At 41.6% G+C, this 22,268-nt stretch carries 18 protein-coding genes and 1 tRNA gene; 10 read left to right on the top strand and 9 right to left on the bottom strand.

From position 1 onward, the window contains the following. Positions 1-7: 7 nt before the first annotated feature. Complete coding sequence (locus NY014_RS16090) at positions 8-364, bottom strand: YraN family protein (RefSeq protein WP_259415568.1); 357 nt, start codon at positions 362-364, stop codon at positions 8-10. A gap of 79 nt (positions 365-443) precedes the next feature. Here NY014_RS16090 and lipB point away from each other — a divergent pair, with 79 nt between their 5' ends. The 6 genes from lipB to NY014_RS16060 are packed head-to-tail and all read left to right on the top strand — an operon-like array spanning position 444 to position 6,175. Next, positions 444-1,160 carry a lipoyl(octanoyl) transferase LipB gene (gene lipB, locus NY014_RS16085; protein WP_259415567.1) on the top strand — a complete coding sequence of 239 codons (717 nt, stop codon included), beginning with the start codon at positions 444-446 and terminating at the stop codon, positions 1,158-1,160. A 29-nt stretch (positions 1,161-1,189) separates the two neighbouring features. After that, the gene (locus NY014_RS16080) at positions 1,190-1,591 is read left to right on the top strand and encodes a hypothetical protein (protein WP_259415566.1); all 402 of its coding nucleotides are present in this window, start codon (positions 1,190-1,192) and stop codon (positions 1,589-1,591) included. Positions 1,592-1,598: 7 nt separating this feature from the next. Next, on the top strand, positions 1,599-2,348 hold the full coding sequence (locus NY014_RS16075; protein ID WP_259415565.1) for a 3'-5' exonuclease: 750 nt from the start codon (positions 1,599-1,601) through the stop codon (positions 2,346-2,348). Positions 2,349-2,394: 46 nt separating this feature from the next. Continuing rightward, the gene (rnr, locus tag NY014_RS16070) at positions 2,395-4,593 is read left to right on the top strand and encodes a ribonuclease R (RefSeq protein WP_259415564.1); all 2,199 of its coding nucleotides are present in this window, start codon (positions 2,395-2,397) and stop codon (positions 4,591-4,593) included. Beyond that, positions 4,556-5,542 (top strand): polyprenyl synthetase family protein, encoded by a 987-nt coding sequence (locus NY014_RS16065; RefSeq protein ID WP_259415563.1) that lies wholly within the window; start codon positions 4,556-4,558, stop codon positions 5,540-5,542. The genes rnr and NY014_RS16065 overlap by 38 nt, the downstream gene beginning before the upstream one ends. Before the next feature lie 3 nt (positions 5,543-5,545). Further along, a complete protein-coding gene (locus tag NY014_RS16060; protein WP_259415562.1) occupies positions 5,546-6,175 on the top strand; it encodes a rhomboid family intramembrane serine protease in 630 nt (209 codons plus the stop codon). A gap of 35 nt (positions 6,176-6,210) precedes the next feature. Here NY014_RS16060 and NY014_RS16055 read toward each other — a convergent pair whose 3' ends face one another. The 3 genes from NY014_RS16055 to rplU form a co-directional block, all read right to left on the bottom strand. Then, a complete protein-coding gene (locus NY014_RS16055) occupies positions 6,211-9,276 on the bottom strand; it encodes a WD40/YVTN/BNR-like repeat-containing protein (RefSeq protein ID WP_259415561.1) in 3,066 nt (1,021 codons plus the stop codon). Between the two features lie 151 nt (positions 9,277-9,427). Beyond that, positions 9,428-9,688 carry a 50S ribosomal protein L27 gene (rpmA, locus tag NY014_RS16050; RefSeq protein WP_135076938.1) on the bottom strand — a complete coding sequence of 87 codons (261 nt, stop codon included), beginning with the start codon at positions 9,686-9,688 and terminating at the stop codon, positions 9,428-9,430. Between the two features lie 34 nt (positions 9,689-9,722). Beyond that, positions 9,723-10,034, bottom strand: a complete 312-nt coding sequence (gene rplU, locus NY014_RS16045; RefSeq protein ID WP_259415560.1) for a 50S ribosomal protein L21 — start codon at positions 10,032-10,034, stop codon at positions 9,723-9,725. Positions 10,035-10,638: 604 nt separating this feature from the next. On the opposite strand from rplU, the gene NY014_RS16040 reads away from it, so the two are divergent. The 3 genes from NY014_RS16040 (at position 10,639) to NY014_RS16030 (ending at position 14,580) form a co-directional block, all read left to right on the top strand. After that, a complete protein-coding gene (locus NY014_RS16040; protein WP_135076932.1) occupies positions 10,639-11,619 on the top strand; it encodes a ribonucleoside-diphosphate reductase small subunit in 981 nt (326 codons plus the stop codon). A 39-nt stretch (positions 11,620-11,658) separates the two neighbouring features. Continuing rightward, positions 11,659-14,055 (top strand): ribonucleoside-diphosphate reductase subunit alpha, encoded by a 2,397-nt coding sequence (locus tag NY014_RS16035; protein WP_259415559.1) that lies wholly within the window; start codon positions 11,659-11,661, stop codon positions 14,053-14,055. An 81-nt stretch (positions 14,056-14,136) separates the two neighbouring features. After that, the gene (locus NY014_RS16030) at positions 14,137-14,580 is read left to right on the top strand and encodes a DUF1569 domain-containing protein (RefSeq protein ID WP_259415558.1); all 444 of its coding nucleotides are present in this window, start codon (positions 14,137-14,139) and stop codon (positions 14,578-14,580) included. A gap of 16 nt (positions 14,581-14,596) precedes the next feature. On the opposite strand, the gene NY014_RS16025 is transcribed toward NY014_RS16030, so the two are convergent. The 5 genes from NY014_RS16025 to NY014_RS16005 form a co-directional block, all read right to left on the bottom strand. Then, positions 14,597-15,808 carry a glycoside hydrolase family 57 protein gene (locus NY014_RS16025; protein ID WP_259415557.1) on the bottom strand — a complete coding sequence of 404 codons (1,212 nt, stop codon included), beginning with the start codon at positions 15,806-15,808 and terminating at the stop codon, positions 14,597-14,599. Between the two features lie 2 nt (positions 15,809-15,810). Beyond that, a complete protein-coding gene (locus NY014_RS16020; protein WP_259415556.1) occupies positions 15,811-17,094 on the bottom strand; it encodes a glycosyltransferase family 4 protein in 1,284 nt (427 codons plus the stop codon). An 11-nt stretch (positions 17,095-17,105) separates the two neighbouring features. After that, a complete protein-coding gene (locus tag NY014_RS16015; RefSeq protein WP_259415555.1) occupies positions 17,106-19,022 on the bottom strand; it encodes an amylo-alpha-1,6-glucosidase in 1,917 nt (638 codons plus the stop codon). A gap of 342 nt (positions 19,023-19,364) precedes the next feature. Continuing rightward, positions 19,365-19,440, bottom strand: a tRNA-His gene (locus NY014_RS16010). Between the two features lie 83 nt (positions 19,441-19,523). After that, entirely contained in the window at positions 19,524-20,864 is a 1,341-nt protein-coding gene (locus NY014_RS16005; RefSeq protein WP_259415554.1) for a dihydroorotase, read from the bottom strand. Between the two features lie 38 nt (positions 20,865-20,902). Here NY014_RS16005 and NY014_RS16000 point away from each other — a divergent pair, with 38 nt between their 5' ends. Then, complete coding sequence (locus tag NY014_RS16000; RefSeq protein ID WP_259415553.1) at positions 20,903-22,252, top strand: DEAD/DEAH box helicase; 1,350 nt, start codon at positions 20,903-20,905, stop codon at positions 22,250-22,252. Positions 22,253-22,268: the final 16 nt, after the last annotated feature.

Here is a 22,268-nt window from a genome sequence, read left to right as displayed (position 1 = left end):
AATGTGTTTAATAAAAGGCATCCTCAAAATGCCTAAAATTGATATTCCCATTTCTGTCTCTGTAAACGCCAACAATATCAAACCTGATATCCTGGTGCCAATCTATTTGATGAATGTAAGCATCCGCAGCCTTTACAAGTAATTTCTTTTTGCTATAATCCACAAACTCCTCTGCAAAGCCAAAACCTGTACCCGATCGAAATTTGACCTCCACAAAAATCAACAGGCCTTTATATTTCATGATGAGATCAATCTCGGCATGTTTGTAGCGAAAATTCTTCTCTAAAAACTCATAGCCCTTCGATTCCAACCATTGACAAGCCAATTCTTCGGCACGCTTTCCTGATTCAAGATGTTCTGCCATTTGGGAATTGTTTAATTTTGAAAAATCCGAACGAAAGCCTCTTTCCCGCAGTTGAAAAAGGCATGAGTAACTTCTTATTATGAATGAATTTATCAACAAAAAAGTAAAATTCACAGACCTAGGTGGCATGGATTATCAGCAAGCTTGGGATTATCAGGAAAAGCTTTTTGCTGATATCGTTGCTACCAAGATCAGCAATCGAAAAAAGCCAGCTGAGGAACAGGTTCCTACTGAAAACCATTTGCTTTTTGTTGAGCATCCTCATGTTTATACCTTAGGGAAAAGTGGAAAATTAGAAAACCTTCTACTCGATGAAGAAGGACTAAAAGCAAATGATGCCACTTTTTACAAAATCAACCGAGGAGGTGACATCACTTATCATGGGCCAGGGCAATTGGTCGGATATCCCATTTTAGATCTCGAAAATTTCTTTACCGATATACATAAATATTTAAGGTTTTTGGAGGAGGCTATCATTCGAACACTTGCAGAATATGGCATAGAAGCAGGTCGAATCGATGGACTTACAGGAGTTTGGCTTGATCATATTCGGCAGGAGAATCCGCGAAAAATCTGCGCCATGGGTGTCAAATCAAGCCGATGGGTCACCATGCATGGTTTTGCTTTCAATGTCAATGCAAACTTGAACTACTTCGGACATATCATTCCCTGTGGTATCGATGATAAAGCAGTCACTTCGCTGCATTTAGAATTGGGCCGACCAGTGGATGAATCAGAGGTGAAGGAAAAAGTCAAGAAGCATTTGGTGGACTTATTTGAAATGGAACTCATATAACTTTGCGCAGCTAATATTCAGAATTACCCATGAAAAAAGATATTGATTTTGCCCCTGTCACTGGGGTAAAACTTGCCATCGCCAAAGAAGAAACAGAAACGGGCACCGAATGGGGAGTTTACATCATCAATTTGAATTTGATCGAACTAAATACAGTGATGATTACTTCTCGAGGATATGGAGAGCTGGATGGAGAACAGCGCAAAACCTCAACACTTCGCCATTTGATTAAGGAACTTGGTCCGCAATGCGTGGCGAAAGTAGAACCTATAGATCCAGCAGTATTTCGTCTAACTAATGAGTTTTGGGTGAGTTATTATATCCTCGATCAGATTTTTGACAAAAAGTTTATATTTACTCCTGGCAGTTTTGACCCCTCACTGCAGCAAATGATCCCTGAACTTGGATTAGAAGGGGTTTTACATAGTTAGATTTATTATGGCAGATTTTTTCAGTCAATTAGGAGACATTTTGTTTTTGGATATTGAGACCGCCTCCCTGACAGAGCGATTTGAAGAGCTGGATGAGCGTCTCCGGGAAGAATGGATCAAAAAAGAAAAACATCTTCAAAAAGATCCGGATGGGATTATAGAACCAGGCTCCCTATACTTTGACCGAGCAGGAGTCCATGCTGAATTTGGGCAAATTATCTGCGTCGGGGTGGGATATTTCCAATGGAAAAAGAAAGACAAAAAATTAATCTTTCGATCCAAAGTCTTCGAACATGAGAACGAGCGGGATCTATTGATTGAATTGTCAGAATTGCTACAAAAGAAAAAATGGGTACTCTGTGCTCATAACGGAAAGGAATTTGACTTTCCTTACCTATGCCGAAGGATGCTGATTCAAGGCGTCCCTCTACCCGAACCACTTCAAATTGCAGGAAAGAAACCATGGGAAATCCGCCATTTGGATACCATGGAATTATGGAAATTCGGTGACTATAAATATTACACTCGGCTCGAATTATTGGCTTCAGTTTTTGGTATTCCTACTTCGAAAGACGACCTTGATGGAAGTCAGGTGAATACTACCTTTCATTTGGAAAAGGATATGGAGCGAATCAAAAAATATTGCCTCCAGGATGTGGAAGTGACAGCCCGGGTTTACTTAGCGATGAATCCAGGCATTGATGAGATGGACATAGAAATAGTTCATCTCGAAAACCTTAAAAAAGAACATAAATAAAGTCCTGATGCTTTTTGGGACTTTTCTAAAAATCAATTAACCCAGTATGGGAAGAAAATCAAACAGAAGAAATTCGAAACATTCCGGAGGTGAATCTCCAAAAGCTTCACAGCTTGCCCGGAAAATCAAATCATTTTTAGACAATCATTACGGAGAGGAATTTTCCTCTAAGCAAATAATCAAAAAGCTAGAAATGCGAGACGCAATTTCCAAAGGAGCTGTTGAGCCTATCTTAATCAAACTCGTTGAAAATGGCACAATAGCGAAAAGTCCCCGGAACTATTATTCCTCCAAAAAGGATCCCGAATTTATCATAGGAAAGGTTGATTATGTCAATCCCCGTTTTGCCTACATCATTCCAGATGACCCTGAAGCGACCGATGGTGATATTTTGGTCAAAGAAGCGGACCTCAAGCAAGCCTTGGATGATGACCGGGTACGAGTCATGGTCTACCCTACCAAAGGAAGAAGTGGGCGGAGCGAAGGTCGAGTTTTGGAAATTTTGGAAAGAGCTCGTGATGAATTTGTAGGTCGAGTAGAGATTTCCCCAAGGTTTGCCTTTGTGGTCCCCGACTTTAAAAAAATGCACAAAGACATCTTCGTGCATAGAGGCGATTTGAAAGGCGCACAACATAATGAGAAAGTTGTGGTCAAATTGACCGAATGGCGTGAAGGAGATAAAAATCCTACTGGAAAAGTCACTCGAGTCCTCGGGAAAGCAGGAGTCCATGAAGTTGAAATTCACTCTATTATGGCTGAATTCGGTCTTCCTTTTGAGTATCCAAAAGAAGCTGAAGCCGAAGCAAATGCTATTCCTGACACCATCAGCCCAAAGGAAATCAAAGTACGAAAAGACTTTCGGAACATCACTACTTTCACCATCGATCCAGCCGATGCAAAGGACTTTGATGATGCCATTTCCTACCGAAGATTGGAAAATGGAAATCTGGAAATTGGAGTTCATATCGCAGATGTCACGCACTATGTCCAGCCTAAAACTGCTCTGGAAAAAGAAGCCTATGACCGGGCTACCTCTGTCTACTTGGTAGACCGAACAATTCCAATGCTTCCTGAGCACTTAAGTAATGGGCTTTGCTCTCTTCGACCTAATGAAGATAAGCTGACATTCTCTTGTGTATTCGAGATGGATGAGGAAGCAAAAGTCCTTAGTCATTGGATTGGAAGAACGATCATTCATTCGGATCGACGCTTTGTCTATGAGGATGCTCAGGAAAATATTGACAAGCAATCAGGAGACTTTTTTGAGGAGCTAACACATCTCAATGAACTGGCTAAAAAAATCCGAAAGCGCCGATTTCAAAATGGAGCTGTGAATTTTGAAACCGTTGAAGTGAAGTTCAAGCTAGACGAAAAAGGAACTCCACTTGGACTGATAGTCAAGGAGCGAAAAGATATTCACAAGCTGATCGAAGAATTCATGCTTTTAGCCAATAAACATGTGGCTGAATTCATTTTTAAGAAGCATAATGGCATGGATACATTTGTATACCGGACGCACGATGCCCCTGATATGGATCGATTGGAAATATTCTCGGGCTTTGCCAAGCGTTTTGGGCATCAGCTAAAATTAGACAGTGAACGCCAAGTCTCCTCTTCCCTCAACAAACTCATGGATGAGATTCAGGGAAAACCAGAGCAAAATGTTTTGGAGCAATTGGCGATACGATCCATGGCAAAGGCCAAATACACCACGGAGCCAAAAGGACATTTCGGCCTTGCATTTGCACACTACACCCATTTTACGTCTCCGATCAGGCGTTATCCTGACATGATGGTTCATCGCCTACTTCAGCATTATTTAGATGGAGGAAAATCACCTGAAGCCGAGCCTTGGGAAAAAAAATGCATTCATTCTTCAGATCGGGAAAAAAGAGCGGCTGATGCTGAGCGTGCTTCCATCAAATACAAGCAGGTGGAATACATGGCCTTGGCTGAAGAAAAGGATTACGAGGGAATTGTATCAGGGGTGACTGAATGGGGCGTATTTGTAGAAATCACCGAAACCAAATGCGAAGGTATGGTTCGGGTCGCAGATATGACCGACGATTATTATGATTTTGACGAGCGAAACATGCGACTCGTCGGATCCAGATCAAAAAAAATGATCACCTTAGGAGACAAAGTTTGGGTTCGTGTAGTTAATACCGATATTGACCGACGAACCATCGACCTGGAATTTGCAGAAAATGACGAAAAACCAACTCGCTCCAGAACTTCTAGATAAGTTAGAATCCTTTCTGAGTAGCTACCCATTTGGCCAAAAGCCAGATGAACTTTACGATCCCATCCGTTACATTTTAAAATTAGGAGGAAAGCGAATCAGACCTTTACTGAGCTTGCTTTCCTATGGGCTTTACCAAAGTGATCCTGAAAAAATTCTGAGCCAAGCAGCAGCAGTGGAAGTTTTTCACAACTTCACCTTGATGCATGATGACATCATGGATCAAGCTCCACTTCGTAGAGGAAAGGAAACAGTCCATGAAAAATGGAATCCAAATGTGGCAATCCTTTCAGGGGATGTAATGCTGGTAAAAGCCTATGAACTTTTACTTCCGAGTCCTGCCGAGCAATTAGGAGAAATCATCAAGGCATTTAATCAGACTGCAGCAGAAGTTTGTGAAGGGCAGCAATTAGATATGAATTTCGAAACTAGGGATCATGTCACCGAAGGGGAATACTTGGAGATGATTCGCTTGAAGACTGCTGTTTTATTGGGATTTGCCCTGAAACTCGGTGCCTTACTTGGAAATGCTTCCAAAGAAGATCAGGAACGACTTTATGACTTTGGTGTCAGTATTGGAGTGGGCTTTCAGCTGAAAGATGATCTTTTGGATGTCTTCGCAGATCAGGCAAAATTCGGAAAGCAGGTCGGTGGAGATATCATTTCCAACAAAAAGACTTTCTTATTGATAAAAGCCTTGGAATTAGCTCAAGGTGAAGATGCCAAAATCTTGAACCATTGGCTTCAATTGGAAGAATTTGACCCTCAGGAAAAAGTACAGGCAGTCAAGAGCTTGTATGAAAAGATAGGTGTCAAGAAGCTTGCCGAGGACAAGATGAACGAGTTTTTCAGCACTGGATTTTCTCAATTGGAAGAAATCCAAAAGGTAAATGAATCCTATTATCAAAGCTTGTATGAAATAACTCAGGCTCTGGTTCATCGAGAAAAATAAACCATGAATCTTTCTATCACGGTCATTCTGATCATCATTACAGCGATCAGTAGTTTCCTGGCTTTCAATAATTCCTCTTTGGTTGAAAGATGGATGTTCATCCCTTATATAATCAAAAGAAGGAATCAGTGGGATCGTTTTCTCCTATCTGGATTTATCCATAAGGATTACATCCACCTCCTCTTCAACATGTTTACCTTTTATTTCTTTGGAGGGGTGGTCGAGCAATTCTTGGCTTATAAATTCGGATCAACTACCGGAGGATTTGTTTTCGTTCTCTTTTATTTATTGGGAATTGTGATTGCTGATATTCCTACCTACATCAAGCATCAGGATCACACTTATTATCGAGCATTGGGAGCATCAGGAGGAACAGCAGCAACCGTTTTTGCAAGCATAATTATTTTGCCTCTTGCCGATATCTGCTTGTTTGGAATTTTTTGTTTGCCAGGGTTTATCCTTGGAGCTTTATTTTTGATTTATTCCTATACCAAAGGAAAGCAGGATAGTGATGGAATCAATCATGATGCTCACCTTTTTGGGGCCTTATTTGGAATAATTTTCATCTTGATTATTTCTCCCTCAAGTGCCTTAGACTTTATAGAGCAAATCAAGAGTTTTAGAATTTTCTAAAAAAATACCTCCCGGATTTCTCCGGGAGGTTAGTATTATTTTTTGATATCCAATTTGGTCCTCAGCTCATCGATATTGAGGATCTTCGAGATTTCCTCCTGTTCGAGTCGCTTGAATTTCGCCAATTGTACATCTATTTGTTCAGTCAGTTCCATACGAACTTCCTCAGCTTGATCAGTTGGTTTATAATCCCCATTTCCAGCAATGGAATTAAGGTGTGCCAACTTGTTGTTCAATCTGATTGGGAAGTTAAGCGGATCTTGGTTACTTCTGTTTTTGGTCTGATAAAGCGTTTCTTCAATAGACTTCATTTCAGCTTGGATTTCTTCCAGATTCGCTGGCTTATTTTCCATGCTGTCTAATTCGGCTCGATATTGTCGAATCAACTTTATCGTCTGATGTGTTTCAGTCAGTTTTCGATTGACCTTCATCAAGAACTCAAACTGTTTCTCCAGATCTTCTTGAGTACTTGGATAACGTGGATCAGCCAAAACTTTGAACATTTGCTCTTGAGTCTGACCATCCAAAGTCATACGCACCTTGTAATCTCCAGGTACCACTTTTGGACCTCTCAAGTTTGCAGCCCACATAATTAGACCATCAAACCCTTCAGCGTCTTCCACTCTGAGATTCCAATTAAACTCATTGCTACCAGCCTTTACTTTCAAGGTATCTCCATTATAGCCTTTGGTGGAGAAGGTACGCAATACATTATCCTTGCTATCCAAGAATTCAATTCTCAGTTCATCCTGGGGTTTCTCCTTTATAAAGTAATATACCAAAACACCCCCCGCACGATTGGTGCCAGCCGTGGAAGACTTTCTGCTCATTCCGTCAATTCGGTAAGAATCCTGAGGCTTGAACAAATGCAAGGCTTTATTTTCTATTCCAGGTTCGGCTTGATGCAAGACAGTCAAATCGTCAATGATCCAAAAAGCTCGTCCCTGAGTAGCAGCAATCAGGTTATTTTCCTTTATCGTCAAATCCGTGATCGGAACAATTGGAAGATTCATCTGCAATGAATGCCAACTTGCTCCATCATCTTTGGAATAATACATCCCCGTTTCAGTACCTGCATATAGCATTCCACGCTTAACAGGATCAGCCCGAATCACCCGAGTAAAATGCTCCGGATCAATTCCTGAAGTAATCTTGGTCCAGGTTTTTCCATAGTCCTTCGTCTTGTATAAGTAAGGCTCATAGTTTCCTGACTTGTATCCTGTAGCTGCAAAATAGGCTTCTGCAGGATCATAAGGACTTGCTTCAATGCTATTGATTTGAAGCCATTCCGGCATGTCCGAAGGAGTTACATTTTGCCATGTTACTCCATTATCAGTAGTGACATGAACCAAGCCATCATCAGAACCTGCCCAAATTACTCCTTGCTTAACAGGTGATTCGGCTGCAGTGAAAATCGTTGCATAATATTCAACGGAAGTATTATCCTTAGTAATTGGTCCACCAGATGAGCCTAGTTTACTCGCATCATTTCTGGTCAAATCAGGAGAAAACACCTCCCAACTTTGTCCTTCATCTCTTGAGCGATGGAATCTATTACTTGTGGTGTACAGAAGGTCAGAATCATGAGGAGAGAAGAAAATCGGGAAATTCCATTGGAATCGATACTTCATGTCTTCGGCTCCATGACCCATTGGATTATCCGGCCAAACATTTACTGAGCGAGAAATACCATTTTCATGATCTACTCGAGTCAAATAGCCTCCATATGACCCCCCATATACGATATCGTTATTGTCAGGATCTGGTGCAATCCAACCGGATTCTCCTCCTGCGGTAGGCTCCCATTCCTCTTCAGTAATTCCTCCGCGTCCATCAATTCGGTGACGAATTCGAACGGTGGAGTTATCCTGCTGCGCCCCATAAATTCTGTAAGGGAATGAATTATCAGTTGTGACTCTATAAAATTGAGAAGTTGGCTGATTCATATAAGTAGACCAAGAAGCTCCTCCATCCTCAGAAATTTGGGCGCCGCCGTCATCAGCAATAGCCATTCGTTGATTGTTGTTAGGATCTATCCAAAGATCATGGTGATCTCCATGAGGAGCATTGGCTCCTTTGAAGGTCTTTCCACCATCCGTAGATTTATGGTAACTCACATTGAGCACATAGACTGTTTCTTCATCCTGTGGATCAGCGTAAATTCTGGAGTAATACCATGCGCGCTGACGCAAACTTCGGTCTTCATTGGTTCGAGTCCAGGATTCTCCAGCGTCCATGGATACATAAACTCCTCCATTTTCATTTTCGATGATAGCATAAAGTCGATTGGAATTCAAAGGAGAAACCGAAATCCCCATAATTCCTAGGATTCCCTCCGGAAAGCCTTCCTTAGTGGTCAAATCTTCCCAGGTCTTACCTCCATCGGTGGATTTGAACATCTTGGAACCAGGACCGCCACTTTCTAGAGAATATGGGGTTCGCTTGATTTCCCAAGTAGTAGCATAAACCACATCTGGATTATTCGGATCCAAAATCAAATCAACCGCTCCTGCGATATCGCTGACAAAAAGGACCTGTTCCCAATTCTTTCCGCCATCAGTCGTCTTATAAACGCCGCGAGTTGGATCGGGCTTAAAAATATCTCCCAATACGGCGGCATAAACCACATCTGGGTTTTCTGGGTGAATCCGTAGTCTTGATACAAAGCGGGATTTATCCAGACCTGCACGCTCCCAGGATTTTCCTGCATCCGAACTTCTCCAGATACCATATCCAAAGGAGACATTACCTCGGACTGTTTTCTCACCTCCACCAGCATAAACTACACTGGTATCACTTTGAGCAACAGCAACTGATCCTATGGAGCCGCCAAAGTAACCATCGGATACAGACTTCCATGTTTTACCAGAGTCGACAGTCTTCCAAACGCCGCCTCCTGTACTTCCAAAATAATACGTATGATCCGAGCCTGCTACACCCGTAACAGCATCAGATCGTCCACCCCGAAAAGGTCCAATGAGGCGCCATTCTAGCGCTTTGTATACCGCGGGGTCTGCAATTTCCTGAGCGTATGAGTTGGGAGAGAGCCATAAGGTCAGTATCCCAAAAACCCATATCACCCAATTATTTCTTCTTCTCATAAGGTTTTTATTTGGTGGTTTGTTGAAGATAAAAAATTAGCTGATGTAAATAGAATGCCCAGCAAAAAAATGATCAATGGTTGAAATAAAACATGGCATAAAAAAAGCCCCGCCTGAAATCAGACGGGGCTCTCACCTAAATTCTATTAACTTATGCTTCAGCAGGAACAACGCTGACCACGGATTTTCCATCAGGTTTCTTTCTGAAGGAAACAACACCGTCAGTCAAGGCAAACAAAGTATGGTCTTTTCCTAGACCTACATTGTTTCCTGGATGATGCTTAGTACCTCTTTGTCTTACGATGATGTTACCAGCAATTACCTGCTCACCACCAAATTTCTTAACGCCCAATCGTTTGGAATGGGACTCTCTACCGTTTTTGGAACTACCTACACCTTTTTTATGTGCCATGGTTTTTTACGTTTATGGTCTTCTAAAAGAAAACTTAGAGTGTAATATTTTCGATCAACAATTTAGTGAAGTCTTGTCTGTGACCATTCTTCTTCTTGTAGCCTTTTCTTCGCTTCTTCTTGAAGACAATCACTTTATCACCTTTTACATGATCTAGCACTTTGCCAGATACCTTTGCACCTTCAACCAATGGTGCACCAACTGACACATTCCCATCAGCTTCTGCCAATAGTACTTGGTCAAATTCCACGGAAGCGCCAGCTTCTACGTTCAATTTAGGAGCGTAGATAGACTGATCTTTAGTTACTTTGAACTGCTTACCAGCGATGTTTACAATTGCGTACATGTTATAAATTGATTCTTTGAGAAAATCGGAGTGCAAATATAGGTAACTCTTATTTAACAAAAAAACATCCTGTGAAAATCAAACTAGCTTATACATAAAAAATTACCGTAAGATGGGTTGCAATTATTAGAAATAGAACCAATGATTAAAACATTGCTTTAAATCTTTGTAATTAGAAAATCAAAACCTGCTCTACAAAAGTCTAGAAAAATAAGAAAAAGCATGTTTTAAATTGATTTTCAGACAGTTAAATCAAACCTAAATTTATCTTAATTTTTTGACCATTGTTCAAATTTTAGTTTGAACCGGAGTAAAAAAAATTTTTTCAAAAAATTTAAAAAAAGTTTAAGGGGCTTAGAATGGCATATTTTTTTAAACTTTTACATGATTTATATATACTTAATTAATTGATTTATTGATTTTTATATATTTTTTGACTTTCAGTCAAAAACAGACTTGAAGCAGCTCTTTAGGGGTTTTATTTCTGACTTTTGGTTTACATATTTGTTCAAGGCTGTTCTGAAAAGGCAGCCTTTTCTATCCCCAGCAAGTAGTCAATCTATTAAGTCGAAAATTAATTTCTACCAAAAATAAAAACGAGAGAATGATGCAAGAGGAACCCATTTTAGTAGAGAACAAAAATCGCTTTGTTTTATTCCCTATCCAGCACCCTGATATTTGGCAATTTTATAAAAAGGCAGAAGCCAGCTTTTGGACCGCCGAAGAAATCGACTTGGGGCAAGATTTGACTGACTGGAAAAACCTTAATGATGGCGAACGCCATTTTATTTCCCATGTATTGGCATTCTTTGCTGCTAGCGACGGAATCGTAAATGAAAACCTTGCAGAACATTTCGTGGCAGAAGTACAATATACTGAAGCGAAGTTTTTCTATGGATTCCAGATTGCGATGGAGAACATCCACTCTGAAACCTACAGCCTTTTGATTGATACATATATTAAAGATCCGGTAGAACGAGATCGCTTATTGAATGCGATTGAGCACATCGACTGCGTGAAGAAAAAAGCTGAGTGGGCGCTACGATGGATTGATAATGGTAGCTTCCAGGAAAGACTAATTGCATTCGCAGCTGTGGAGGGAATTTTCTTCTCAGGTTCTTTCTGCTCCATCTTCTGGTTGAAGAAGCGTGGATTGATGCCTGGACTTACTTTCTCAAACGAATTGATTTCAAGAGACGAAGGCCTTCACTGTGACTTCGCTTGTCACCTATACACCAAGCATGTGGTCAATCCACTTCCAAAGGAAACCGTACGAGAAATCATTTTGGACGCGGTGGAAATCGAAAAAGAATTCGTGACCGACGCCTTGCCAGTTCGTCTCATCGGTATGAACGCAGACTTGATGTGCCAATACATCGAATTCGTGGCTGACCGATTATTGGTTGAGCTTGGCTGCGAAAAGATCTGGAACAGCACCAACCCATTTGATTTCATGGACATGATCTCCCTACAAGGTAAGACTAACTTCTTCGAGAAGCGTGTGGGTGACTACCAAAAAGCCGGAGTCATGAAAACAACCGAAGCATCAGATTCCCCACGATTCTCTCTTGGAGAAGACTTTTAATTTCAATTTTCAACCCAACCACTTTAACCTTATCCGACTATGCTAGTAATAAAAAGAGATGGAAGACGCGAATCGGTAAGATTCGACAAAATCACAGCACGAATTGAAAACCTTTGCGATGGATTGGATCCGAAGTTTATCCAACCGATCGAAGTTGCAAAAAAAGTAATTGATGGATTGTACGATGGTGTGACCACGGCCGAGCTAGATAACCTAGCTGCTGAAGTCTGTGCATCTCTCACTGTCAAACATCCTGACTATGCTGTTTTGGCTGCTCGCATTGCGATTTCCAACCTCCACAAGACTACTAGTCAGTCTTTCTCCAACACAATGAAGAGGCTTTACACCTTTGTAAATCCAAAGACCGGCGAAAATGCCCAGCTTTTGGATACCGAGGTGTATGGTATCATTAAGAAAAATGCAGCGCGTCTTGACGCCGCAATCGATTACAAGCGAGATTTCGGATACGATTATTTTGGGTTTAAGACTTTAGAAAGAAGTTATCTCATCAAGTTGGATGGGAAAGTGGTTGAGCGTCCGCAGCACATGTTGATGCGGGTATCAGTCGGAATTCACAAAGAGGATATTGACTCTGCAATTGAAACGTACAATTTGCTATCCGAGAAGTGGTTTACACATGCGACTCCTACCCTTTTCAATGCAGGTACTCCAAAACCACAGCTTTCTTCCTGCTTCCTACTTACCATGAAGGAAGACAGTATAGATGGGATTTACGATACGCTTAAGCAGTGTGCTAAAATTTCCCAGTCTGCTGGTGGTATTGGTCTTTCAATACATCACGTACGGGCTAAAGGCTCCTATATTAAAGGCACCAATGGCGTTTCAAATGGTATCGTACCAATGCTCCGTAACTTCGACATGACGGCTCGTTATGTGGATCAAGGTGGTGGCAAGCGTAAAGGATCTTTCGCTATCTACTTGGAGCCTTGGCATGCAGACATCAAGGATTTCTTGGAGCTCAAGAGAAACCACGGTAAGGAAGAAATGCGTGCCCGAGATTTGTTCTATGCACTTTGGGTTCCAGATCTATTCATGAAGCGTGTGGAGTCTAATGAGAATTGGTCGCTCTTCTGTCCAAATGAAGCTCCAGGTTTGTCTGATTGCCACGGAGAGGAATTTGAGAGATTGTATGAAAAGTATGAGCGTGAAGGCAGAGCTAGAGAAACGATCAAAGCTCAGGAACTTTGGTTTGAAGTCTTAGAATCTCAGATTGAAACAGGTACGCCTTACATGCTTTACAAGGATGCAGCGAATGGTAAATCCAACCAGAAAAACTTGGGTACCATTAAGTCATCCAACCTTTGTACTGAAATTATCGAGTACACTTCTCCAGATGAAGTAGCAGTTTGTAACCTGGCATCTATCGCACTTCCAAAATTCGTGACCACAGGACCTGATGGTAAGAGCTATTTCGACCATCAAAAACTTTACGAAATCACAAAGGTAGCGACTCGTAATCTGAACAAGGTAATTGATGTAAACTACTATCCAGTTGAAGAGGCTCGTCGCTCCAACTTCCGCCACAGACCAATTGGTTTGGGTGTACAAGGACTTGCAGATGCCTTCTTGATGCTCAGAATGCCGTTTGATTCTCCTGAGGCTAAAGGCCTGAATGAGGATATCTTCGAAACCATCTACTACGCAGCAGTAGAAACTTCCATGGAATTGGCGAAGATCGAAGGAACCTATGAAACCTATGAAGGGTCTCCGGCTTCCCAAGGAATTCTTCAGTTTGACATGTGGGGAGTAACACCAAAGTCCGGAAGATGGAATTGGTCAGATTTGAAAGAGAAAGTGAAGAAGTTCGGTTTGCGTAACTCTCTTTTGGTTGCTCCTATGCCGACAGCTTCTACATCTCAAATCCTTGGAAACAACGAGTGCTTTGAGCCTTACACTTCCAATATCTACACAAGAAGAACCCTTTCCGGTGAATTCATCGTCGTGAACAAGCACTTGATGAGGGATTTGATCAGCTTGGGTCTTTGGGATGACACCATGAGAAACAGATTGATTGCAGCGAATGGATCTGTTCAGAACATTCCAAATATTCCACAAAACATCAAGGACCTCTACAAAACAGTTTGGGAGATTTCTCAGAAAGTCATCATCGACATGGCGGCTGATAGAGGAGCTTACATCTGTCAATCCCAAAGTATGAATGTCTTCTTGCAAGATCCAAACTTTGGAAAATTAACCTCCATGCACTTCTACGCTTGGAAGAAAGGCCTCAAAACCGGTATGTATTACCTACGCTCTCAAGCAGCAGCCTCTGCAATCAAATTCACCTTGGACAAGAGTGCATTGGTGGACAAAGAAGAAGCAGAAACACCTACTGCTCAGGAACTAAAAGACAAGCAAGCAGCCATCGCCTGTTCATTAGACAATCCAGATGACTGCGAAATGTGCGGAAGTTAAAATTTTAGAGTTCGTCAATTGGAAAAAGCGCCTGGTTGTTCTGGGCGCTTTTTTAGTCTAAAGAATCCAAATTTCCCTTTTATGAATTCACAATCCATCAAAACCCAATTGGAAAACCTAAAAGCAGATCAGAAACCTGATTTTGGAAAAATGACTCCGCAACACATGGTGGAGCATCTTACGCTTACCGTCAAGATTTCTTCCGACCGAATAAAAATCCCTTTCTTCGAACCAAGCAATAAACAGCTGGAAATGAAAAGGATGCTTTTGGGAACTGAGATGGACTTTCCAAAAGAGATCAAATTCCCCAATGATCCAGGAGAATTACTGCCTTTACGCTTCACAGATTTGGATACAGCTAAAACCAAATTGCTTCAAAGCTTAGAAGAGTTTGAAAAATTTTTCATCCAAAACCCTAAGGCTAAAACAATGCATCCGGTTTTAGGAGAGCTGAATAAGGAAGAATGGGATAGATTTCATCAAAAGCATTTCACGCACCATTTCTCCCAATTCGGAATCTGGTAAAAAAAAGAATCAGCCATTATTCGACTGATTCTACTTCTTTTTTCTTTTCCTTGATCCGGAGGACAAAATCACTCAGGACATTCATATAATTGATAAACGCATCGTATGGCGTATCATATGGGCTAAAATAGGAGTGAATATCTCCATCTGAAAAGAACTTGGTACACATGTAATAGAAGTGATCCGAGGTCTGAAGATAATTCCAATCCCGAATCAAATCCGGGTCATCTAGCTGCCGGACAGTCTTTTCCAATTCATACAGGCGATCAAATGCTTCATCCTGCAAGTCATTTCCCAACCAAGCCGTCAAATCACGCTCTTCATCGGCCCAGCTGATTGGTATCGGAACATGAATTGGACTAATTGCATCCACCTGGCCCAATACTTCCGATGGAGTAGAAAATCCAAAATCTGTCTTAGAAAGGACTGCCTCTGGCAAAGCTCTCATGAAATCGAATATCCCAGTTTCCTTCCACTGATGCTCTCCAAAAGTTTCATAATCCATGAAGAGATTTAAGACAGGCTCAGACTTTGGAATTGCATTTACCCAACTGATAAACTTGTCTACAGTCAAAGGATAATCAGACCAAGTCTTATTGGAAAAACGGAAAGCGATATCATCCGATAGACGGAAATTCTTAAGCAAGACTTTCAGTTCTGGCCTAATGCTATTTTGATAGACAAAATTAGGACTCTTCCATCCCAAAACGTGCTTTGCCCCTTCTGTCAAAACCCCTGTATAGCCCATATCATGAACCATTTCCCCGATTTTATCAGAATAGATTAACTCTGTATTTCTAAAAACTTTTGGAGTATAGCCATTAAACAACTGCTTGATTTTATCTCGGTGCTGATCCACCATTCTGGAGAATTCCTCCTTGCTTTTCAACGAAGCCAGAGAGTGGCCATAAGTTTCACTGAGAACTTCTACCTGACCTGTGGCAACTAATCGTTGGAAACTTTCCAACACATCAGGAGCATAGGCCTCCATTTGGTCCATAAAAGTTCCTGAAAAGGAAAAGGTGACTTTGAAAGCTCCTTTATGTCTTTCGATTAAGTCCAATAAAAGAGCATTCATAGGCAGATAGCACTTTTGAGCTACCCTTCTCATAACGCTCCGATTTAGGAAGTCATCCCAGTAATAATGATCGTCTCCAATATCAAAAAAGCGATATGGCTTAAGCCGATAAGGCTGATGGACCTGAAAGTAAAAGCAAATCGTTCTCATGGTTATTGCGCTAAAGTTTTTTCATAAATCTTGACGAGTTTGGCAGCTACATGCTCCCATTTCAAATTTTTAAGTTCTTCACTGCCCAGCTCTTTAAACATCTTGGAAATCCCTTGATAATGCAGCAAAGCAAACATAGCATCAGCCATGGCATCTACGTCCCAAAAATCAATCTTAATGGCATTTTGAAGAACTTCTGCTACACCGGATTGCTTCGAAATGATAGTTGGAGTATTGTGTCTAACGGCTTCCAGTGGAGCAATTCCAAACGGCTCGGAGACAGAGGGCATCACATAGACGTCTGAAATAGCATACATATGATCCACATCGTCTCCTTTCAAAAAGCCCGTGAAATGGAATTTATGCCCCATTCGGAGCTCTGCTACCCGATCAATCATCCGATTGAGGAGGTCTCCGGAACCAGCCATTACGAAGCGAACATTATCATCTCGGTCCATTACCTTTTTGGCTGCCTCCACAAAATATTCTGGCCCTTTTTGGAAAGTAATCCGACCCAAGAAAGTCACGATTTTCTCAGGTACTTTCTTCTCATATTTTGATTTGATTATGCTTGCATCTAATACTGCATTGTGAAGCACACTTACTTTTTCAGCAGGAATTCCGTATCGGTTGACAATGATATTTTTGGTCAACTGACTAACCGCCACCACATGGTCAGCAGCTTCCATTCCCGCTTTTTCAATCTCAAAAACAGGAGGGTTAACCGACTCACCGGATCGGTCATATTCCGTTGCATGAACATGGGCTACCAGTTTCTTTCCACTGATTTCTTTTGCCGCAATTCCCGCGGGAAATGACAACCAATCGTGAGCATGGATGATGTCGAAGTCTTTTCGATCTCGGGCAATCTGAGCCGCGGTGAGGGCATAGCGGCTTACCTCTTCCATTAGATTTTTACCGTATTTTCCACTGAATTGGTATTTGTTGGTAAAAATACTCTCATCCACATCTGCCCGATCGTGGATCGCATAATCCGTAAATTTCTGATACTCTTCAGGACCTAGGTAAGGCACCAAAAAGCTTGATACTTCTAGATAGGTCAGATTTTTCCAAATGCTTTTAAACTTTTTCTCCCGATAATCTATGGTGACATCACTTGCATTGACAAAATCAGCCAAAGGCTCTTCATCACCCCAAAGCTTGGGAACAACAAAAATCACTTCTTGATCATGATGAACCATCCCCTTGACCAAACCATAACAGGCTGTGCCTAATCCTCCGGAAATATGTGGCGGGAATTCCCACCCAAACATTAATACCCTCATAGAAAAAAGTTTTATATCCGTTTTACTAATTCCATCATGCGTAATAGTTCTGCTACAGACCAAGCCTGAGAGACAGAACCTTTTGGTCTGTGAGGAGGATCTCCATCATAAATCTCTGCTACAGTTCCCACTCCATATTGAGTCATTACTCCATCAAAGCTCTTGATAATTCGATCGATGAAGTTCTTGGCTGATTTCCCATGTAGTTTGATATAAGCCTCCACAAAATGCCCCATTGGCCAAACCCAAACCGTACCGTTATGATAAGCATTATCTCGGCTGATCGGATCGCCGAAATAATAGCCCTTGTAAGCTGGATCATCAGGAGCCAAGGTTCTTAGACCTCGATTTGTCAACAAATTAGACCGGACCAAATCTAAGATTTGACCACGTTGATTCTCATCTAGCATGGTATAAGGCAAGGAAGTGGCAAATACCATATTTGGTCTGATTGCCCAGTCCTTTTCCATTCCATTCACGACATCCGCCAAATAGCCTTTATTCTCATCCCAAAATTCTTTCAGGAAGGATTCTTTCACTTTATCGGCAAGTTTTCCATAATGCTCCTCACCTGACAATTCATGATAAAACTTCAAGGCATTATACCAAAGCGCTTGAATCTCCACTGGGCAGCCTGTTCTCGGAGTAACAGGACCGTCAACGGTTACGGCATCCATCCATGTCAAAGCCACTTTCTCATATCCGCCATAGATCAGCCCGTTGGAAAGCATGTGAATATTGAAGTCTGTTCCCTGCTGATACCCATCCAAAATTCCTTTGAGCTTAGCTAGGTATCGACTTTTGACAGTTTTGGTATCTCCTGTGAAATAGATGTATTGCTGAAGCGACCAAAAGAACCAAAGAGGGGCGTCAATGGAATTCATATTGGTGAAATCCCCGCTTCCCACATTCGGGAAAAGTGGACCTTTTAGGTCTTTGGACATGGTATCCATGATTTCCAAAAAGGTCTCTTTATCTCCTCTCGCCAAAGTCAATCCAGGCGCTGCAATAAAGGTATCTCTTCCCCACCAGCCAAACCATGGATATCCAGCTATAATCCTAGTCTCTCCATCTCTGTTTCGGATAAACTGAGTGGCAGAGTTGATCAGGCAGTTTTCGAAATTACTTCGTGGAATTCGTCGAGCCACTTCTTTTTCAAATGCCCGCTGACGGGTACTTGGGTCTGCTTCAGTTAAACCTGCGGAGAAAATAACAGATTCTCCTTTTTCAATATCAAATTCAAAATAGCCAGGAACATAAAGGTCTTCTTGATACTCATAGCCTCGTTCACGCTCCAGAATATACTCTACATTGTGATACCAATTTGGCTCAGATTTGAATTTATTCTTTTTGGAGAGCTGAAGAAAAAGCGGGTCATAAACCGGGTAAAGCCGGAATTTCACACCATTGGGTACTTTTTCAAAATCCTTCTGGATATCGTCATTTTCCTTACAAAGGGTATGGTATCCCCGAAACGCCAAGAAAGGTTGGATTCGAATCTTTGTCGGAGAGTGAGCTTCCAGCAAGGTATACCGAATCATCACTCGATCTCGGTTGGTATCCAAGATCAATTCTTTTTGCAAAAGGACCCCTCCTACTCGATAGGTCAATTTTGGGATTGGCTCAGAATCGAAATCCTCCAGGTATTTATGTCCTCTTGGGGAATAATTTCCGGGAAACTTACTAATCCCCAAATTAAAGCTCGCCCCATGCTGAATCACCGTCTCATGGACTGTGGATAGAAAAACATGGTTTTGAGAATCAATCTGAGGCTGTGGAGCTACTAAAAGCCCGTGATATTTTCGGGTATTACACCCAATAATAGTCGTACTAGTATAGGTACCAGACCGATTGGTTCGGATGATTTCCCGATCAAGGGAATAGTTTAGATTGACTAGTTGTGTTTTGTCAAAATGGATATAACTCATGGGTCTAAAAGTTGCATCCCGTTAAAATATAACATTGGGATGTAAAGAAAAATGAAAAGCAAAAAAATAAAGGTTATGTCGCCATAACCTTTCGAAAACTTGATCTTTTACGAGTGAAAAACCTCTTTTTGTACTTCTTCGAAATTTTTGAGAGATTCTTCAAATTTCGTCATGTAATTTCTGACAAGTGAAATATTCACCGGTTTGATCACCGGGAACTTCGGCGAGTTTTTAAACAGTGTAAACATCTGACGTTGGTTTAGTTTCATTTCCTCCGGCTCAATATTGATGCCAAAAGAATTCCTTTTAAATAGAAAAACCCCTCAAAATGAGGGGCTTTAAGGGTGAAAGACCGGATTCGAACCGGCGACCTCTGGTGCCACAAACCAGCGCTCTAACCAGCTGAGCTACAATCACCATTTTTTATGTTTTGAGGACATCTCCCTCAATTGGAATGCAAAGGTAGAGAGAAGTACTTTTTTGCGCAAGAGCCTTTTCAAATTAATTTACAGAAAAAGTCATCCGCTCTCCTTTTTTACTTTCATCAAACTGTCCGTCTTCATACGCTAAGTGTCCGGACACAATCGTATGGGTTACTTTAGACTGGAAAGTATGACCTTCAAATGGAGACCAACCGCACTTCGCTAAGATGTTTTCCTTAGAAACAGTCCATGGATCATTCAAATCTACCAAGACCAAATCAGCATGATACCCCTCCCTGATGAATCCTCTTTCTTCGATTCTGAAGAGCTTGGCAACATTATGTGCCATTTTATCAACGATGCGCTCTAAGCTGATTTTCCCCTGATGATAGAAATCCAACATCGCAACCAAAGAATGCTGAATTAAAGGTCCACCTGAAGGTGCTTTGGTGTAAACCTGAGCTTTTTCCTCCAAAGTATGGGGAGCATGGTCGGTAGCAATCACATCGATTCGATCATCCAATACTGCTTTGAAAATTTCATCCCGATCATGAGCTGTTTTGACTGCTGGATTCCATTTGATCAAAGTGCCTTTGGTTTCATAATCCTCTTCAGAAAACCACAAGTGGTGAATACAAGCCTCGGAGGTAATATGCTTTTGCTCCAAAGGAATACTGTTATCAAATAACTCCAACTCCTTGGCAGTACTTATGTGCAAAATATGGAGTCGGGTTCCATACTTTTTAGCCATAGCAACAGCCCGACTTGAAGCATTGTAACAAGCCTCTTCAGAACGAATTTTAGGATGGAATTTAACAGGAATATCATCTCCGTATTTGGCTTTGTATTCCGCCAGATTCTCGGCGATGATGTGATCATTTTCTGAGTGAATAGCCAATAAACCTTTGTAATATTTAAAAATCCCTTCCAAAGATTCGATATTGTCAACCACCATGTTGCCGGTAGAAGAACCTTGAAAAACCTTCAGGCCACAAACATTTCTTAGATCCAATTTGAGGATTTCTTCGAGGTTGTCATTCGTTCCTCCAAAGAAGAAAGAGTAATTAGCTAGCGAAACTTCTTTTGCTCGAGCATATTTTTCTTCCAGCAAAGGAATGGTCACTGCCTGCGGAACGGTATTTGGCATTTCCATATAAGAAGTCACACCACCTGCGACAGCAGCTTTGGACTCTGTGTAGATATCGCCCTTATGAGTTAGCCCAGGCTCTCTAAAATGTACCTGATCATCAATGATTCCTGGAAAAAGGTACTTTCCCTCAGCATCTATCTGCTTATCAGCAGACTCCCCAGAGAGATTTTCTCCGATTTTAGCGATACGGCCGTTTGCCACTAAGACATCTCCCCGAAAGATCCGGCCTTCATTAACTATATTTGCACCGGTGATCAGAATACTTTTCATCGTTTTACTGTTATATGTTCCCGCTAAATTAAGCAATCATGGCCAATCAGGCAGAAGGTTTTGAAGCTTTTAAACTCAATAGGCAATTACTAAACGCTGTCGAAGAAGCAGGCTATACTCATCCAACACCTATTCAGGAAAAAGGGATCCCATTGGCTTTGGCCGGACATGATGTGTTGGGAATTGCACAGACAGGAACTGGGAAAACAGCTGCTTATGTGCTTCCCATCTTGATGAAAGTAAAATACGCCCAAGGCATGCATCCCCGAGCGATGGTCCTAGCCCCTACTCGGGAATTGGTCATGCAGATTGAGGAAGTCTGTAGTCAACTTGGGAAATACACGGATACCCGAGTAGTCGCATTATATGGAGGAATTGGCCCGAAAACCCAAATAGAGCAAATTGAAGCTGGTGTAGATCTGATTATTTCCACACCGGGTCGCTTTATGGATTTGTATAAGAAAGGAGTCATCCTAACCAAAGAACTCAAAACCATGGTCTTGGATGAAGCGGATAAAATGCTGGATATGGGCTTCATGCCACAAATTCGGTCCATTTTAGAGGTTATCCCAGTGAAAAGGCAAAACCTACTTTTCTCTGCCACCTTTTCTCAAAAAGTAGAAAGGCTTTCCACTGAATTCTTGGAGTTTCCGGAGCGGGTAGAAATTACCCCCTCGGCGACTACAGCTGAAACCATCGATCAGGTCAAATATTTCGTCCCAAACATACGAACCAAAATCAATTTATTGGAGCATCTCTTGGAGAGCGAAGAGGTCAGCCGAGCCATCATTTTTACACGAAGTCGAAAAAATGCCGAGGAAGTGTCCAATTTTCTTCAACGCAAAAAAGTCGGCGAGATTCGAGTCATTCATGCCAACAAAGGACAAAACACCCGAATCAATTCCATGGAGGACTTTAAGGCAGGTGATGTACGGATCTTGGTGGCGACTGATGTGGCCTCACGAGGCTTGGATGTGACGATGGTATCTCATGTGATCAACTTCGATGTTCCTTTGATTTATGAAGATTATGTGCACCGAATTGGCAGAACAGGCCGTGCAGAAAATGAAGGGATGGCCATCACTTTTATCAATCCTGCAGAGGCTTGGCATTTTGAGAAAATCGAGGAGTTGATCCGGATGGAAGTACCTGAGGTGAGTATTCCAAAATCAGTAACAATAACGGAAACACCTTTTGCTGAAAAGCAGATCTACGCACGTGAATTGGATAAGCTCAAGCAAAAGGAAAACCCGGATTACAAAGGTGCATTCCACGAAAAGAAAGCCCGCCCAAAACGGAATATCGGAAAAGGAGAAAAAGTCAAAGCCCGAAAATCCGGAAATAAAAAGAATCGGAATCAGTTGAAGACAAAGAACAGAAGGAAATAAAAAAGGCCCTTTCCAG

Source organism: Algoriphagus limi, from assembly GCF_024919275.1.
Classification (GTDB): Bacteria; Bacteroidota; Bacteroidia; order Cytophagales; family Cyclobacteriaceae; genus Algoriphagus; species Algoriphagus limi.
Note: the sequence above shows the minus strand (reverse complement) of the source record. Positions and strands in the feature narration are given on the sequence as shown.